The following is a 17,832-nucleotide window of genomic DNA, read 5'->3' as shown; positions in this document are numbered from 1 at the left end:
AAAACGCTTTTGCCTGTCGATAACCCTATCAGGTCAATCGGTCTCAGGAATGCAAAATGGCAAAAGTAACAGATTTCATGGGAGTGCTTTCCCAGGTTGCTTCAGAGCCTTCGGTGGGTAAGGAAGGCCCCAGAGCAGAAAGTGTGCGCTTTCAACTGCTGGATATCATTCCTGTTATTGGTACAGCGAGAAAAAAGAGACGGGAAGAAGCGCGGCTGCTTAGCGACTTTGTCGTCGTTGTGGTGGACGACAAAGGCATTGATACATTTAAGGGACACACTAAATCCACCTCAGGGGCTTATTTCGTCAAGAACGATGAAGAGCGGCAGGCTGTTCTCCGTCATTATCGCAGCAGTCAGCCAAGGGGATCTGTTGTACACATCACCAAACCGGGTGATTTCGACAAAGATGACCTCATTCGGACGGTAACCTGTGACCCGAAAAAAGGTCTTGAAACCAGTGCAGGGCGTTTGTACGAGGATGAGCCCATGACTCTGGTGATTGATTTCCAGAAGCTGACGCCTGTTCAGATGGCCTCATTAAACGAACTGTTTGATGATCCGCCCCGCTACCAGGGGCGCATATTAGGTCCGAATATCACGGTTTCGGCTTTTGTGAACGAAAGTATGCTGGAAAGCAGCCCATACAACCCGGGACCTGATTTCTGGAGGCGTGTTGATGATCTGGGTGTTAGAGACCTTACAGGGATTGATCAGAAGTTGATCCTTAATGATCACGACGAGCTCAATGTAGATGATCTGGATGATAATGAAGAAGGGTTTGCAGACGCTTCCGATGTGAGCGAAACGTATTTAGATCTCAATTTTCATGATGCTGCAGGTAGCTGGCATGCCTATTTGTTCGGAGGTATCCACATTTCTCCGTCAGGCTCAGTGGAGTTCAAGGAAGGGGTATTGGACGGCCTCCCGGAGGATGCAGCGTATCGAAACCTGGTGAATGCACCCTGGGATGACCCAGCTTTTGAGCGTGCACTGGCCACTGCATACCGTGAAAAAGGTTTTTGGGCCAACGGTAAGTGGGTGTCCCTTCCCAAGACGCTGAAGTTCTCGCGATCAGTCACCCATTTTGAAAAGATTAATGAAAGGCTGGATAAGCTCACTCCCGGTGTAGAGGGGCAGCCTTATGTCTGTGTCAATGAGCAATATTTTGATCGTTTAACTTCAGATGTCAGTCTGGCTAAAGGTGAGTTAAAACATTGTGACACTTTTGCTTCTCTGGTTCAGGATAAATTGCCTTGCACTGTGATGGTGACAAGTTCGCTGGAGGAATTTCAGTGGGTTCAGCTGCTCAAGCGTCTTGAAAGCCTGAATCCCAAGCCCTCTCTGACTATTTGCAAAGGTTGTGATCTGCCTGACGCACTATCCCTTTCCCGTTTTGTTCGACCAGTTCAGGTTGAGCCACCTGAGCTGAAAGCCGGTGCAGACAATGTATTTGAAGACAATGTATTTGAAGACAATGTATTTGAATATGTGATTACTTCCAAGACTGATCCCAACACTTTGTTGGCTACTACACCTATGGGCAGTCAGAAAGGGATGTCATTCAGAGAAGTTTTTTCACCGCTCATGCAGGCTATTCAACAGGGAAAAGCGATCAGGTTGATGGGGCTTGAAACCAATCCAGAAGTTGCCTTGTTTTTGGAAACATTGATCACTCGACCTCCCTATATTTATTTGAATGGTCGGCGAATTGACGTGCCAGATTTACAGCTGGAATGTCCCATGCCGGGTAAGGCCCAACTTCCGGGATTATGGTCGTCTGTCGTCAGTAAGGATTCGACCCTTGAGTCGGTTAATGCCAGTCAGTTGGCAGAGCAAGTAGCTGAAGAGACAGGTTGCAGCCAGGAGTCCTTGAAGAAAGTCATTGATATTCTGCATCTGATGAAGAGTATTCCCAGAAGTCGCCACCGCGAATTTCCTGATAATCTTCCAGCAGTGAACAAGGCTTTTCTTGAGAAGGTCGTTAGTGAAGTCGAGCGAGAAAGAAAAAGTGACTGCAGTCCGATCGCAACAAACTATCACTGGCAAAAAGCGCTCAACGATCTTCTGGCAAAAGAATATCGTCTTGTTCCCAACGTTTATGGCTTTGTTAAAACTGCGATTGGTGAACATTATGGGCAAGGCGGTCCAAAGCGGGTAGATGTTCATGGCGTTCGTAGCTGGCTTGAGAAACACCCAAGGGTTAGATCGCAAGATCTGAAGGAAAGCTACTGGGAACTGGCTCGATATTTCAGTCCGGGTTGTCTTCCTTCAGCTGAAAGCTATGGAACGAACTTCAGCAGTGAAATGGCAAAAGAACTGATTCAGTTGGTCCCGGCATCTCAACAGCGAGTATTGTCCAGACATCTTGGCTGCAGGATGACAGAAAGGCCTCCATTGCTGTCCTATGACGGTGATCTGCAAGGACGTATTTACAATGCTCTGCTGGCAGCAGGCCTGGAAAAGCGCGTTGATAAAACGACACCGGTTCATATTCAGGCAGCGCAGCTGGCCTGTGAACTCAGTCAAAAGGGGGTGATGGGCCACCCGGAACAGATGACTGAGTTACTCAAAATATACTTTGAGCCAGCCTTGCTTGAGGTCGACTTCAATGATCTTTGTGACTCCCTGATCCAGAGGAGAGACAGTCAGTTTCGTCAAAAGCGCCGGGTAGCACGTATTCTGGAAAGGCTGGAAACCAATCCCATGATCATGATTAAGGGAGAGGCGGGAACCGGTAAAACCTTCACAGCGCAGGCCGTGGCCAAAGCCTTTGCCAGTCGATACACCGATGCATCAGAACCGATCGTGGCTTCATTAAGCCCTGAGCATAAGCAGGAAGATCTATTTGGCTCAGATGTTTTGGTTGCCAAGCCGGTAGTGATTACCAGAGACAAACTGAAATTCTCCGCCGCCAGCAGCACTCTTTGGGCAGCCCTGTGTCAGGTGACTAAGACGCCTGAACAGAGTGACTCTGTTCAAATTACTTTTGATCGTGACAAGATCAAGGCTTTGAACAAGATATTGGTTCCATTGGGTCTTGAAGATGAATGTGCCGAACTGGTCAGTCAGCTTCAGGATAATGAAATGAAATTCTCTGACGGACCCATTATGAAGTGGGCCAGAATGAGAAACCCGCCGGTTTTGATCCTGGATGAAGCCAATTTGGTCAAAGCGGGTGTCCTTCAGCCATTGATAGGTTTGTCCAGAAAACCTCCGGTACTGAATATTCTCGGGCAGGTGATCGAACTGACGGACAAACACCGGGTCATCATGACCGGTAATCCAGAAAATTATGATGGCAGGATGATTGATCCTGAAATGCGTAAACATGTGTTGCCCATGTTCTTCCGGCAGATCAATCATTCTGTATTGACGGAGTCGATCATTCGTCCCGGTCTACCTAAGGCATGGCCGTCACAACTTCTGGATCATGCGGTCGCCACCACAGCCCGGCTTTATGATCATTATCAAAGGGTGTTACCTGCACACACCTTTGGTCCCAGAGATATCAAAGACATCATTGCCAGGATTCGCGGGTTCTGTCCTGAAGGGACAGCTCCTTCGGAACAAGCCCTTAATGCCATTATCTGGGAATCCATGGCTCAGTGTCTTGAAGGTGAAGTAGGCAAAAAGCAGGCCCGTGAAGCCAGGGCTTTAAAACACTGGTATATGAAAAATTATAATTGCGATTTTTCACCGGTTGAACAAAAAGCAGAAACGTTTAACGCGTTTTACCAGCAAATGAAGGAATCCCACCGGGGCGGTCAATTTGACTTTGATGCGCCCTCGGTAAAATCCCTGGCTATGAAAGTCTGGCAGGAACTGGAAAAAACCGGGGGCAAGCGAGCCACCATTATTGAAGGTGAAGCGGGACGGGGAAAAGATGCTCTGCTGGATATTCTGTTACCGTTCTGGATGGTTTCAAAAGGGGAAGATCCGGCTTTTGAGCGGATCAATGCCAGTCCGGAAAACTGGGATGAATTGAAAGAAATGACCCAGCGAGCTATGAATAAAGGTTCCAAACTGGTGATCAGTGAACTGAATACATTACCCAGTCGTTATCTTGAAGGGCTATTCAACGAAATTCTAGGGGGTGAGCCTACACCAGGCTTCAAACTGCTGGCGACCATTAATCCCTCCACCTACAGTGGCCGTGAAAAAATGTCGGAAGCTATGGCCAGCCGCTGTGTAAAAGTAGAGATTGATGGTTTTACGCTTAGCGAACTTGAAGGTATTTTGAGTCGCCGTTTCAAGGCAAAGAAAACATTGACCGACTGGCTGGTGGGAGAGCATTTCAAACTGGCCTCTCAGCTGGAGAAGCAGGGTTCCTCAGTCAGATTACCCCTCAAGAAACTGATTAAGTCCGCAAAGAAGTTACATACTCTGGAAAAAGAACATTGGCAAGATGTATTCGATGATCAATACCGGTTGGCTCATATGGCGCTTAAAAGTCATCAAGCGGCAGCCACTCCTGCGGCCAGTGTTCCAACCAGTGGGCGCAGTGACAGAGAAATAGAAGTTTGCCGTTATCTGAATGAAAAGAGGGCACAACCCATCACGGTTATATTGGATGGGCCCGGTGCCAGTGCCGTCTATCTCAGTAATCGGTCTGTTCTGGTTTTGCCTGATCTTGGTCGTGTACAAGATTTAAAAATCCTGGCGGATAAAACGCTCCAGACCTATGACCAGGAGATGACCATACGATCCGGGTTGGGAGAACTGGAAGAGGGGGGTATTAAAGATCCCTGGAAGCCAGAATCAGATACCAGTGACCCCGTTGTTGTTGAAGATGAAGAAGCAACCCTTGTGCCCGTAGAGCTTGCAAAAGTAAAGGATATGTCAGGTAGCTCTGTTGATGCCCCACAGAAAATCAACCCCTCAAAAGAGCAGAAACAACCCCCTTCTGTTGTCTCCAGAATGGACGAAGTGACCCCGGGTGAGCAACAAGAGGCTGAAGAAAAGAAAGATCGTTTTTCCATGCTGGGATTGGCAACATCACGGCTGCCGCGTTCTGAAATGGTGAGTGCCATTATGGGAGCGGGCTCTGGTTTAATGGCTTCGGTCATGAAAATGTCGGGTTCCAAAGAACTGTCTGAGCTGTTGAACGAGTTCATGCCTGTGGTGGAAACTGGAATGAAGATGGCCAGCGATCCTGCCTTTATGAGTTCTGTCTGGGAGCATACGTCGGCCAAGGTTAAAAGGCAGATAGTGGCGAACAATCCGCATGCAGCTGAAACGTTGAAAGAGCTGCCTTTTCAGGAAACTCTGCCCGCTTTAAAGTCCGTCGCCATGGATCATGTGTCTGAGGCTTTACTCAAGGATGCACCTGAAGATGAGCTTCAGGCACTTATCAATCGTCATCTGCCAAAAACAGGGGGTGAGCCTGATCTGGCCTTGAATCCTGATAATTTACAGAAGGCATTGCTGACTGCAAAGGATGGCGAGTGGTCAAAGCTGTTGCGCGATGTTCCTGAAAGTCGTCGGATGCAGTTGCTTTCCAAAGCTGAAGATGGAGAGCTCAATCAGTTACTGGCAAAGGTTCCCGTTGAGAGCCAGAGTTGGATGATGAGTGAGGTCGGGCCTGATTTAATGCAGGCAGTACTGGCTGAAGTCCCTAAACAGCTGGTTGAGGCCAGGTTGGGCAGTCTTTCCGATGAAGAATTGGCGGAGGCCATCAAACATATACCCGAAGAAAACATGGCAGGTATGATTCAGCGGATGTCCAGTGATGCTCTGGCCGCTGCCATTGAATCCCTCCCCACTGAAGATGTGAATGCCATTGTTGAAAACGTAAAATTGTCATCGGTGGCTGAGGCTCTGGCTAAGTTATCACCAGGAGCATTGGAGCAGGCATTGGCAGAAGTCCCAGAAGCCCATCGAGAGAGCATCATAGGACAGATTCCCCGTGATAGTCTGCCTGATCATCTTAAAGCTGCCCATGGCCAAACCTGGACGGAATATTTTCAGTCCATGAAAACGGGTGTTAAAAACATGCTAACCGATATGGCGGGAAATGTTTCCAGTGATGTCTGGATAGAAAAAGGGCGTTCTGAATCTGATAAAAAAAGAAATGTTGCTAAGGCATTCCGCAAGGGGTTACCCAAAGATGTGAGAACCCCTTTGATCAACGAATTTATTAAGCATCTTGATGACAAACTGGACCTTGACCTGGATGTAAAAGATGACTTTGCGATTCCTGAATTGGGCTATGTTCATCAGCCCATCAGATATGCGCTGGAACATAAAGCGGAAGGTGAGCTGAGCAAGAAAGAAGATGAACAACTGGTCCGGCTTGTGGATTTGTTCTGTAAAAATGCTACCCGACCTATTCATGTTGTTGAGAAGGATAAGAAGAAAGTCGATCTCGAAGTACTTAAGAAGAAAAGGAGTGAGGCTTTTTCAACGCTGGGCTATCAGTTGTTAAACTCTTTCCATATTTTGCAGGAGGGGCACAACAAGCTTTCAAAAGAGGCTTATTGTTCCATGCTGGGAAAGATGCTGTTTGATTATCAAGCTTTTGAACCTTCGGCGGTTATTGCTCAGCTTCCCATGTTGCTTGGACACCCAGACTATGGGCGCAAGGCAGAGGAGGCAATGAATGACTACTATCAGAAGCAGTTGGTACGAAGGGATATTCCATCCACTATTGATAGAGTACGGAGCCGAAACCAGCTTCTGGAAGGGCATACTTTCAAAGTGCCCTATCTGGAAAAACTGATGAGTTCCCGAGGCATTGATTCGGAGTGGAAGTGGGATCCTGCTGCAGGAAAACTGGATATTCCCCGCTTAGCCAGAGTGGCTGCTCCTTTTGAAGGGAAAGGCGATGCGACCGAAAAAAATACAGTGATTTTGCCAGTTAATCCGAAGAAATTACTGACTCTGGCTAAAGAGGAGTTAAAGAAATGTCCAAGAGTGAACAAGCAGAGAAAGATTAATAGGGAGGCTGCGAATCATGTGGTGGGCTGCCTGGAAAAAGCGCTCTATGACTATAGGGATAAGGCTGACTGGGCTCTGGTTCAACCCATTCCGCTGACTCGCAACCTGAACAGTTCGAAGATATTTAATTCTCTGGATACCGGCATCTATAAAATGGAAGATATGGGTTATTTTGTAAGAGATTGTAATAACACAGTGGTGATCAACTGCCCAACGGTTACTGCTGCTGCCAGAGGCTCTGGATTCCAATACAGCTTTGACCCTGCCCGAATCATGCAATCACTGGGAGAGCCAAATGCGGTATATCTGGATGACGATAAATTGAGACGTTGTATTCAGGACTTGTTAAAGCATCTTCCCGAAGAGCTCTTCAACCGGATTTACGAAACTTAAGGTCTTAACCTGTTTGGAAAAAGGCCGGGTATCATGCCCGGCGCCATTTCTTGATCCTGTCAGTCAAAATCATTGCCTGCTGCCGATAGCCTGAACAGGTTAATCTCACGAGCTTGCTGGCAGTGACGACAGCGATAGACAAGCCCAATGTGGTTAGCTGAAATGAAGCAGATGTAATACCCATCGTATTCTCTAACTACGCTATTGCGCTGGTAATCTGAACACCAGCCCTGCGTTGGAACTCCTCGCAATAGCTAGCTATTACTCGTCGTTCCGCCTTGTTCTGCCGTCCAGCTTGCCATGCTCATTACGGTAGTTAGAAAGCACGATTGGTATAAAGACTGGCCTGGAAGCGACGTACTCCTGATAAATGATATTTGCAGTCACCCAGAGCATCTTCAAGTGCTCTGGGTGACAGGTTCAGAAACCAGATTTTTCAGCCATCGTCGTGAAAACACCCTGAAAAGCACCATCATCGCTTTAGACAGTTCTTCGAACAGGCTGAAGATAAATACCATATAAAGCGGAAAACCCCATTGAACCGCCAGCCAGGCCATTGGGATACCAATACCCCACATAGCAGCGATGTTGATGATGGCGGTGGCTTTGACATCCCCCCCACTTCTCAGTAGCCCAATAATCCCCATCAGATTGATAACCCGGATACACAAACCAAGACTGGCTACGATCATGGCCTGTTCCGCCAGCGTCATGGTAGAACCTTGAAATTTACCAAACAGACTGACGACATCGGTTCGAAAGACAATCAATAGTGCACCAATAAATAGGGCTATAAATGGAGACATGAGCAGCATCATCCAGCCTTGCCGCCAGGCTTTGTCAAAGCGCTGAGCACCCAGTTCCTGACCCAGAATAATGGAACCACCCACCCCAAAGCCGATAAACAGTGAAATCAGAATCGCTTCAATCGATGAAATGGCGGACATGATAGCCAGCTCATTCACACCCATGCTGGCGTAGATAATACTGTAAATGATCAGTCCTAAAGCCCAGGAGCCATCCTGAAGTACGATAGGTACGCTGACTTTGAAATAGCGACCCAGGTCCTTTTTTTTCATACCCCACTCAACATCTTTTTTTTTCGGAATCAAGTGACTTCTGAACTGGTTGATGTACCACAGCAAAAGCGCGGTTTGGAAAAATCTCGACAGGGTTGTACCCCAGGCCGATCCAGCTACACCCAGTTCAGGAAATCCGAAATGGCCAAAAATCAGGACATAGTTCAGGAATACATTCAGCAGAATGGCATAGAAGCCCACGCGCGTTGGTGTTCGGGCGTCACCTGATGCTCTCATTGCCGCCTCCAGTGGTACGACAATAGCCGTGCAAATAATGGAAGGCGCAGTAATCAGAAGATATTCGACTGCCAGCCGGGTTAATTCAGGATCGTGGGTTGACAGTCCTATGACTACGTCGGGCAACAGTATATAAAAGGCAACGAAAGGCAAAGAGATCAGTACCGACGTCAATAGAGACTGCACCAGAGTTCTTCGCAGGCCTGCGGTGTCGCCCGAGCCAATAAACTGAGAGGCCAAGATGCTCATGCCACTGCCCAAAGAAGCTGTCAGAATCAGATTAAAGAAAAAGATTCGGTTACCCAGACCTACAGCAGCAACGGCTGTTTCGCCCAACTGACCAACCATCAGGATATCGATGAGCCCGAGCAGTGAAAACATCATGGATTGCAGGGAGACAGGCAGGGCTAGGCGCCAGAGTTTACTGAAAAACTCCCTGTCCGCAGAAGCACTCATAAAAGCGGCTTTATTCATTCAGATCCTGATAAAAAAGAGGTGAGACTGTTCGATATTCAGTCTTGAATTATTCGGCGATGATTATAAGAACTGCAGTACGGGTGATCTGCTAGGGAAAACCGAATAGGAATGGAATAAGTATCAAATTATTTTTTCTTATTAAGGCATAAGCATTCACTGATAGAATGGCTGTTAATAGGAAAGAAACGTGTTCAGGCTCTGGATAGGCCATTAAAACAGCGTTTTCTGGAAACAATAATGATAACTGGAAGAGAGAGTGGCCCGAGTGGATTATTTGCCGTTATTCCTCGAAGTTCGTGATCGTCCTTGTCTGCTGGTTGGGGGAGGGGATATTGCACTGCGTAAAGCCAGATTGCTGGATGATGCCGGTGCCAATATTCAACTGGTTGCTCCTGATATTCATCCGGACTTGATGGCTTTGATCACTGCCGGACAACATAACTTTCAGCAAAAATGTTTTGAGCCTTCTGATCTGAACGGCGTCTGTCTTGTGATTGCTGCGACGGATGATCCGGAGGTCAACTCAAAAGTGGCCAGTCAGGCAAAACTGCAAAACCTGTTTGTGAATGTGGTTGATGATGCCGAGTCCGGTAATGCTGTAATGCCCTCTATTGTCGATCGTTCTCCGGTTATGGTGGCGTTCTCAACGGGAGGCAAAGCACCTGTGCTGGCGCGTATGCTGAGACAACAGCTGGAATCTATTTTACCGGCTGGCTATGGACATCTGGCAACGCTGGCCGGTCAGTTCAGATCAAAAGTGTCCCAAAAATTCAGTCAAATCAATGATCGTCGTTACTTCTGGGAGAGAGTATTGACCGGGAGTGCAGCAGAAAAAGCGATTGCCGGTGATGTAGAGGCTGCTCGACGTCTGATGGAAGAGCAACTGGCCAGCTCCGAGCCCGTTTCTACAGGTGAAGTTTATCTGGTCGGTGGCGGTCCGGGAGATCCTGACCTGCTGACGTTTAAAGCCCTGAGACTGATGCAGCAGGCAGATGTAGTATTGCATGATCGACTGGTTTCAGAACAAGTATTGTCATTGTGCCGTAGAGATGCCGATTTCATTTATGTAGGGAAAAAGCGTGACAGGCATGCTCGACCCCAGGAAGAAATCAATCAACTGCTGGTTGATCTGGCTAAAAAAGGCAAGCGAGTATTGCGTCTCAAAGGTGGCGATCCGTTTATTTTTGGCCGGGGTGGGGAAGAGATTGATACCCTTGCGGAAGAGAGTATTCCTTTCCAGGTGGTTCCGGGCATCACAGCAGCATCCGGTTGTGCCAGTTATGCCGGTATACCCCTGACCCATAGAGATCATGCTCAATCCGTCCGGTTTGTCACCGGTCACCTTAAAGACGACAGCTATAACCTGAATTGGCATGAAATGGTGGATCCTTCACAGACTCTGGTTTTTTACATGGGACTCATGGGATTGCCAAGAATCTGTGAAGAGCTGCATAAACATGGGCGGAGTCTTGATACGCCCATTGCTCTGATAGAAAAAGGGACTACTCAGAAACAAAGGGTATTTACCGGAACGCTCGAGACGATCAACAGTATTGTAGAGGGAAATACCGTTAAAGCGCCCACCCTGATCATTGTTGGCGATGTGGTTCAGCTGCACGATAAGCTCAAATGGTTTAATCCTGAAAATGCCTAAAAGCCTGTCGGCTCGAAATAACGGCCTGATTTTCACTCCGTTACCGTCACCCTGAGTTTGTCGAAGGGTGATGGTATTGGGGGGATGAACGATGATTGAACCTTAAGATTTTTGGTTATTGTTAAGAAGGTAATCATTAGGTTCTAATCAGGGTCATAAAAAAAATCAATTTCAAAGAGTGCACTCGTCGCAATATTCTTTCATTGTCTGCTCAGGTAATGATTAGACAAAGTCCGGAATAGCATCCTGATTTCAGCCATCTCGTTGAGCTGGTTGGGATCAGGCTTAATTTCAGCTTATCCTGCGTCCATTTTCCTGGACTCCTTCTGCTTTTTTTATGAGATGACTGCCATGCCAGGAAGACACATTTCTTACTCAGCTCAGAACTTTGATGGCCTCTCCTATCTGGCTCAAGATGTACCCAGTATTGCTCTGGTTACCGAAGGGGGGGGGCAGCGAGGAATTTTTACCGCCGGAGTTCTGGATGCCTTTTTGAATGCAGGATTTAACCCTTTTGGTTTGTTGATTGGCACCTCTTCCGGGGCTTTGAATCTGGCCTCCTATATTTGTGGCCAGAAAAAGCATGCTTATCGAGTGATTACCGAAGCAACGACTTCACAGGATTTTTTTGCGCTCAAGCGTTTTTTGACGGGGCGCGGAGGTCTTGATCTCGATTGGCTGCTACAGCAGGTTAAATCGGATTTGATGCTGGACTGGAATGCAGGGCGGGAAAATATGCGCAATCGAACGGTATTAGCCAGCGCCTGCGGTTTGAGTGAGCATCAGGCCTGCTACTTTAATCTGGCTGAAGATGACTGGCAGCTGGCTTTAAAGGCAACCTGCTCGATCCCGTTGCTTCATACCCAACCAGTCCAGATCGATGCAGATCGATATGTAGATGGCGGTGTATGTGCACCAATACCGGTTCAGGAAGCGTATCGTCGTGGATACCGGCACATTGTTGTGGTTCGTACCATGCCGGTGGAATTCGACGGTGAGCATCAATGGCTAAAGGGTATGAGCAAGTGGGTGAAAAAGACCCGCGCGGCAGATATGATGGGGCTACTGGTCGAGCATGAAGAAAGCTATCGGAAGAATCAGGCGTTTTTGGCTTCACCTCCTGATGATGTCACCATTTATGAAATTCATCCCAATAAGTCGCTGGATTCAAAGTTGATTGGCAGTCCCATGGAAGCTCTGGAAAGGGATTATGAACTGGGTTTGAAATCAGGTCATTACTTCCTGAATACCATGGGACGTAGAATTGCCCGAATGCCGTCTGTCCCATCGGACCCTTTTTTTAGTATGAACAAAATAAAAGCCCTGGGCCAGGGGCTTGAGTTCCGACAGCGATGACTGCAATCCTTTGCTTGACGAAGCCTGCAGGGAGTCGACTTCGGCTCTCCAGTCCTGGATCTTCGCCTGGCGTTCAAGGTTCAGATTCTTCTTGCCTTAACCTTAAATAGTTGCAACGGATAGAGCTATTACCCATTTTTGTCAGAATCACTAACCAAAATAAGTGGTTTGGTTAGTGATATTGTGACTCCAGACTGAATAATAGGGGCATTATCAAACAGCCATAAGGGTCAGGCATGCAAGCAGTGGCTCCTCAACCTTCACCAGTACCAACCCGCCCAAAGTTGCACCTTCCTCTCATAAAAGAGCTGTTACCAGGGGTCTGTTATCTGGAGTTACGAGGGAAGGATCTTTACAGCAATGATCTCACCCAGTTTTACCAGACCGGTCGTGACACTAAAAAACTCTCATCTTACATCGTCAAACTGCTTGAGGTAGACGATAGCCAGCTTGTAGATCTGAGCACTATGCCGTTAAGTCAGTGGATGGAGCTGACGGCAACCGAAGAAAAGTTCGAAACCCAGATTCAATCTTTTTTGAAGGCTCGTGTATCACTTGAGAGGTGCATGATCGGATCGTACATGGAACGAGATCCCAAGTTAAAAGAAGCATTCCTTCAGCATGACAAAGAGCTGAAAGAGCTTATGTATACCGCTCAGGATATCCGATCTTATACCCGACATCTGCCCGCCCTGGCCCAAAAAGTGGAGTCACTATGGAAGGCTGATCATCAGGAAGAGTCTTTTCCCAGCAAGGCATTTACGGAAGATTGTTATCAGGGATTTTGTGAAACGCCCCCAACTGTAACCGAAGCCAGAAAGAAAATGATGTTCACCTGTCCATCCTCGATAAACAGCTGGGCTGCCAAAGAGCAACGAGTCAGAATACCTCAGAGAAAAAGGCTGGAGGACATTCTGACAATCAAAAAAGGATCGGTTCTTGGTCGAGTTCTGTCGGAAGAACTCAAATCAATGCTGGGGCTGGAAGAAGCTCCGCTTTTTCTGCAGTTTTTGCCATCAGAAGCGGTGAAGGATATTGTCAGACAGTGTAGTTTTAAAGATGCTATGGAAGGTCTGAATATTCAGCATGGCAAGTACCCACACCTGATCCATCTTTTTTGTCTGGCCAGGGGAGATAAACTGACAAAGCCAGTACTGGATCTGATTTTGAAACTCGGGATCTGGAACAGTTTCTTTGATCGTAGTGTTATGCGTGAAGATATTGTTCTGGGCGACAGTGAGCCTGCCAGTGAAAAGGGCACCCGTGTTAAAGGTTTTACCCGGGTGATGTCCGGTGCAAATCCCCATAATCTTTCCCGAATGCTGGCGAATGCCGAGTTATCGGAGGCTTTACAAGATCTTCGAGCGAGAGGCAAGCAGGACATTCTCCCTGTGATATTGAAAGACTGGTTGGGTATATCCATGAAGCCGGGTGAGTCACTTGACCAGAAGCTGGATGAAACCATCAGGCAACTGGAAGTACTGGAAACTTATATCCGTGACAGTCTATTTGGCAGTCTGGATAAAATAGCTGGGCGTCATCCGGAATTATTAGCTGAACTGGGACTTTTAGATAAGGGGGGTGAGTTTTCAGGTGATGATTTGTTGGTATTCGGTTTGTTTAATCAGGGCGACAGCACCAACGATGACCCTATTGTCAAAGTAGCCATGGAAAAAGCGGTTCGTTGCTATAAAGATGGGCACAGAGTTCTACTGCCTGATTCAACCGGTAAAACTCTGGTTGAAGCCACCTCTGAAGATCAGATTCGATCCACCAGAGGGGCTGTTGTTTTTAAAAAGCGACAATGGGACTTATAGAGCTTGTTAAAGAACGTTAAATCAGGTTTCTAATTACTGGTTTTCTGCTGATTGTTAACAGGCATAGCTCGTCTCTGAATATAGTAGGTGTAGGTCCTGCCATTAGCTTCCAATGGCTCTCCCAGTTTTTGAAGCTCTTTTCCTGAGGCGAAGTACTGCTCAGCGTAATCATCTGGATTGGAAGTAGAAAGTTGTTTAAACATCTGGCTCCACATATCGACTTTCTCTCTGCGAAGCATCATTTCTTTTAATTGGATTTTGCCCTGTTGTGTTCTGACGACTCTTCCCAAACCTGCATCACCAGACCAGGCGTGTACTATAGGGTTGCAATCCCTGGGGCCTGCCCGAACAGGAAGAGCGTAAACATTTTGTTGACGATCCATGAGAATATTCACCTCACTGTCAGGCATCATTTCTTGTTCAGCAAACTCAAATACTTTCTTGATAATCTCAGGGGGTAATGCCAAGTCTATGGTACCTTCCTCATCAGGAGTGATAGGTGCTAAGCCAGTCACCGACTTCAGGTCAAGTATATCCATTCGGGAAACTTCGCAAAAATGTGTTTGTTGCTGGGTTCTAAGGTCCGGGTGTGTCAGCTTTGCATGAATGGGATGGTGACCAGATGGCGCATTGACGACGTAATCGAGCACTTTTTCTTCTGCACCAGATCGCACTTCTTCAGGCATATTGTCCAGAATGGTGCTCTCCAGGACAGCTTTATTTAACATCACCTGCCTTTTAAGCGAGTACCCTTGCCCACAAATCTTCTGTATGGGCATGGAATAACGACAGACCGATTCAAACTCAACGGCTTTCATCTTGATGTTGGGTCGTTTTAATCCTGTGGAGCCAGAAATGGCTATCCAGTCAATTAACTCTGACACGCTGTCATTCAGCAAATAGTCAGGGCCTCCTGTCAAACCAAGCCAGAAGCTGCTGATGGTATTGTTCATGGTGTTGAAGCTGCCTACGACAGGTGACTTTTTATTCCAGGTGGCAGTATGAAGGTGAAGGTTGGACTGCATATGATCCAGAAAACCGTTGTTAACCTCAGGAAATAAAGGGATATTGGTGTTGCCTGCCACCACGAGAGGGGAAATAGAGCCATACCCTTTTTCTTTGGCCAGCATCAGTGCTTGCTCCAGTCCTGCGACCACAGGGTGTCTGGTAATATCAGGTAGATCAGCCTGTAGTTTTTGTTGTTCGCGAAGATGACTAAAGTTGAAGGAAGTAGAGAAATACACCATAAGATCAATACTTCGAATCTCATCTGTTTTCACTTTGATGGCTAACATATTCCCGGCATGGATTTTTTTACCAAACAGGGATTCATCGAGCCAGACTTCTTTCAGTAAGGCTTCCTTGCTGGGGAAACCATAGCGGCTGACGACCAGGAAAGCGCCTTCAGATGCATAATAGGTCCAGATATTCTCTTTTCGACTCACCACAGAATCATAAGAGGCATTTTGTACGGCCGATCGAAAATCTCTGATATTCTGGTGAGTCAGATGGCCGGTAATGATATACACTTTTGGAAAAATGCCTTTTCTTGATAAGAAGGCGGGCAGTTCTTCCAACATATTTGAACGATGCAGGCTGACATTCACTTTACCGTCCTTAAAGTCATCTTCACGAAATGCTTCATCATCTACTGCAAATAAGGATGGGTGGTCCATGTGCCAGTAGATAATGTCATCAGTGTTGGCATCTTTATACCAGTGTTCATTTAAATAGACGTCAAGAGTAGGTTTTTTAACGGTTGGGGGCTCATTACTGGAATCGGTTGCTGAAGAAGAAGTTTCCTCTTGTTCAAGCTGGGTATAAGGCTGAGCGAGTGCCAATAAGGGAAAAAGAATGGTAAAAACCATAATGGTAAATAATCGCATGGTGACTTGAATGCCTTCAGCCAGTGTCGAGCTTAATGTTAGGCTGAATTATAGATATGATTTTTGTCTCTGGACTGAATCACTCAGATTGATTTCTTATTCATCAGGCACTGAATAATGAAGAATATTCAGGAAATATGACTGACGGGGTGGTAACCCAGCTCTTTTAGATGGACGATCGGTAAAAATAACGGCGCTGGCAAGTGGTCCCATTCAAACCATTCCCACTCAAGACACTTTTCCGGTTCTTTGACTTGCGGTATTCCTGAGGAAGACTCTGCAATCATAAAGAGTGTAATGTAGTGTTTTCCTTCGGTGATAAAGACGTCGTTGGTATAGGGGCCTGTTCTTAGCTGGTTGATATTCAGGCCGGTTTCTTCCATAACTTCCCTGATGCCACATTCTTCAGGGCTCTCACCAAATTCAAGATGCCCTCCGGGAAAAGCCCATTGCCCTTGGCCATGACTGTTGATTCGACGTCCAAGAAGAATTTTACTGTCTCTTATGACTATAACGGCAACACCGATTTTTGGAATATTCTTATCTGTCATAGAGTGCTCCGATGATCACAGCCGAGGTGAAGAAATCCATTAGTCTAAGCATTGGGTCAGGGTTGAACAATAAAGAGAATTATACCTATCGCCTTTCAAGATGCTACGTTGTTGCCAGCGTTCGCTCACCCTGATCACCTACTTCTTGTAGGCTCACAGGGCTTCACTCACTTGTCGCCTGGTAGCATCTTGAAATCCAATGGGTATAGAGCTTTGTCTACTGACGGCCTTATACAGAGAGCACTGTTTGAAAGGAATCAGCGAGCGGCATTTCTGGCATAATGCTCAATATGTCTTGTAAATTTATCGTGTCGATCCAGCAAAGAGTTATAAGCGTGTTTGGCCGGTAAGGTGATAACTTTTCCGGTATGGGCCAGACCTCTTAAATGCCTTCCTGTATTGGAGACCAGATCCTTGCTGATGGTGTAATGGGTAATCTTCTCCTCTGCCTTCGCCAGATTTTCTCTGGGGATATCGGACAGGGCTACCCGGTTCAGTTCAGAGCTTGAAAAGCAGACCGCTTCAACAGGGGGAACCATGGACAGGGCTGCATAGCTGGCTTCTGCTCCTCCCTTGGAATGGCCATGCAGTTTCAGGGAAAAAGGTTGGCCATCGGGTGTGACTGGCATTTTTTCAAGAAGGCTGGCAGTCAGCTCTCTGGCTTGTTTGAAACTGTCGGGAATGCCCTTTCCGAGAGCATTCTTGATGTTAGCTTGCCATTGTTTACCGGTAAATTTGATGTTCTTTCTGGAACGCTTGAGAAACTCGCCAGTGTTCAGCCCGGACGTTGTGCCGCCAAAGATCAGCCGGACTTCTTTCAGCTCTGGATTAATCAGAACGTAAGCAGTTAGCCCTGTTTCCTGGTCATACATGAATCCGGGGTCTTCCGAGCTGAGGGTTAAACCGGCATCCGAAGCAATCAGTTCTGCCATTTCTGAAGAGCCTTTCCAATTCGCAGCAAAATCCTCTTTATCTGGTTTGTGAATGTCGCCAGCTGCCCTGATTTTTTCCAGGGAACGGTGATAGGGGTATGCGGCCAATTGCGCATCAATGGCCATAGACCTGAGTGCTTTGGGTTCGGTGGGGGGAGAGCTGTTCACGGCCAGTTTTCTGATTTCCCGCTGCTTGAGCTTATAAGTATTGGTTTTCAGGGCGGTATTTTGGGGAGAATATCTACCCCTGGATTTGGAGAGTTTAACTTTCCACCGACCTAACAGGCCAGTTTTTTGCGGCTTATCGAACTCTTTTTCAGAAAGAGGCTTGTGTTGGACTGTCTTCATTCCAAGTTTGAATCTATCCATGACGATCCTGTTCCCTAAGCTGTTATGAAGCTTTTCAGTACAGTCTGGAAAGCGGAGTGTTCCTTCCAGTATAGGGGCAGGGGGGAAAGTCGGTTAACTCCATCTTAGATATAGAGAAGACAGTGCCATGAAACACTGTCTAT

Annotated in this window: 8 protein-coding genes; 4 read left to right on the top strand and 4 right to left on the bottom strand. The window is 47.0% G+C overall.

Features of this window, described 5'->3' with window-relative positions; all coding sequences use genetic code 11:
• Nucleotides 1-56: 56 nt before the first annotated feature.
• Complete coding sequence (locus GZ78_RS21895) at nt 57-7,331, top strand: magnesium transporter MgtE N-terminal domain-containing protein (protein ID WP_034840956.1); 7,275 nt, start codon at nt 57-59, stop codon at nt 7,329-7,331.
• A 398-nt stretch (nt 7,332-7,729) separates the two neighbouring features.
• Here the strand turns inward: GZ78_RS21895 and GZ78_RS21890 are convergent, their stop codons facing one another.
• Nucleotides 7,730-9,121, bottom strand: a complete 1,392-nt coding sequence (locus tag GZ78_RS21890) for an MATE family efflux transporter (RefSeq protein WP_034840954.1) — start codon at nt 9,119-9,121, stop codon at nt 7,730-7,732.
• Between the two features lie 268 nt (nt 9,122-9,389).
• Between GZ78_RS21890 and cysG the strand changes: the two genes are divergently transcribed.
• From cysG to GZ78_RS21875, 3 genes are all read left to right on the top strand, one after another.
• Nucleotides 9,390-10,778 carry a siroheme synthase CysG gene (gene cysG / locus GZ78_RS21885; RefSeq protein WP_034841139.1) on the top strand — a complete coding sequence of 463 codons (1,389 nt, stop codon included), beginning with the start codon at nt 9,390-9,392 and terminating at the stop codon, nt 10,776-10,778.
• Between the two features lie 351 nt (nt 10,779-11,129).
• Nucleotides 11,130-12,134 (top strand): patatin-like phospholipase family protein, encoded by a 1,005-nt coding sequence (locus tag GZ78_RS21880; protein WP_081869992.1) that lies wholly within the window; start codon nt 11,130-11,132, stop codon nt 12,132-12,134.
• A 236-nt stretch (nt 12,135-12,370) separates the two neighbouring features.
• Entirely contained in the window at nt 12,371-13,951 is a 1,581-nt protein-coding gene (locus GZ78_RS21875; RefSeq protein ID WP_034840952.1) for a hypothetical protein, read from the top strand.
• A 29-nt stretch (nt 13,952-13,980) separates the two neighbouring features.
• Here the strand turns inward: GZ78_RS21875 and GZ78_RS21870 are convergent, their stop codons facing one another.
• From GZ78_RS21870 to GZ78_RS21860, 3 genes are all read right to left on the bottom strand, one after another.
• Nucleotides 13,981-15,837 carry an SRPBCC family protein gene (locus GZ78_RS21870; RefSeq protein ID WP_034840949.1) on the bottom strand — a complete coding sequence of 619 codons (1,857 nt, stop codon included), beginning with the start codon at nt 15,835-15,837 and terminating at the stop codon, nt 13,981-13,983.
• 128 nt (nt 15,838-15,965) lie between these two features.
• Entirely contained in the window at nt 15,966-16,388 is a 423-nt protein-coding gene (locus tag GZ78_RS21865) for a nucleotide triphosphate diphosphatase NUDT15 (RefSeq protein WP_034840947.1), read from the bottom strand.
• Between the two features lie 257 nt (nt 16,389-16,645).
• Nucleotides 16,646-17,689: a hypothetical protein gene (locus tag GZ78_RS21860; protein WP_034840944.1), complete on the bottom strand. Its 1,044-nt coding sequence runs from the start codon at nt 17,687-17,689 to the stop codon at nt 16,646-16,648.
• Nucleotides 17,690-17,832: the final 143 nt, after the last annotated feature.

The organism is Endozoicomonas numazuensis (assembly GCF_000722635.1).
GTDB lineage: Bacteria > Pseudomonadota > Gammaproteobacteria > Pseudomonadales > Endozoicomonadaceae > Endozoicomonas_A > Endozoicomonas_A numazuensis.
The sequence above is the reverse complement of the archived record's forward strand: the minus strand, read 5'-3'. Positions and strand labels throughout refer to the sequence as shown.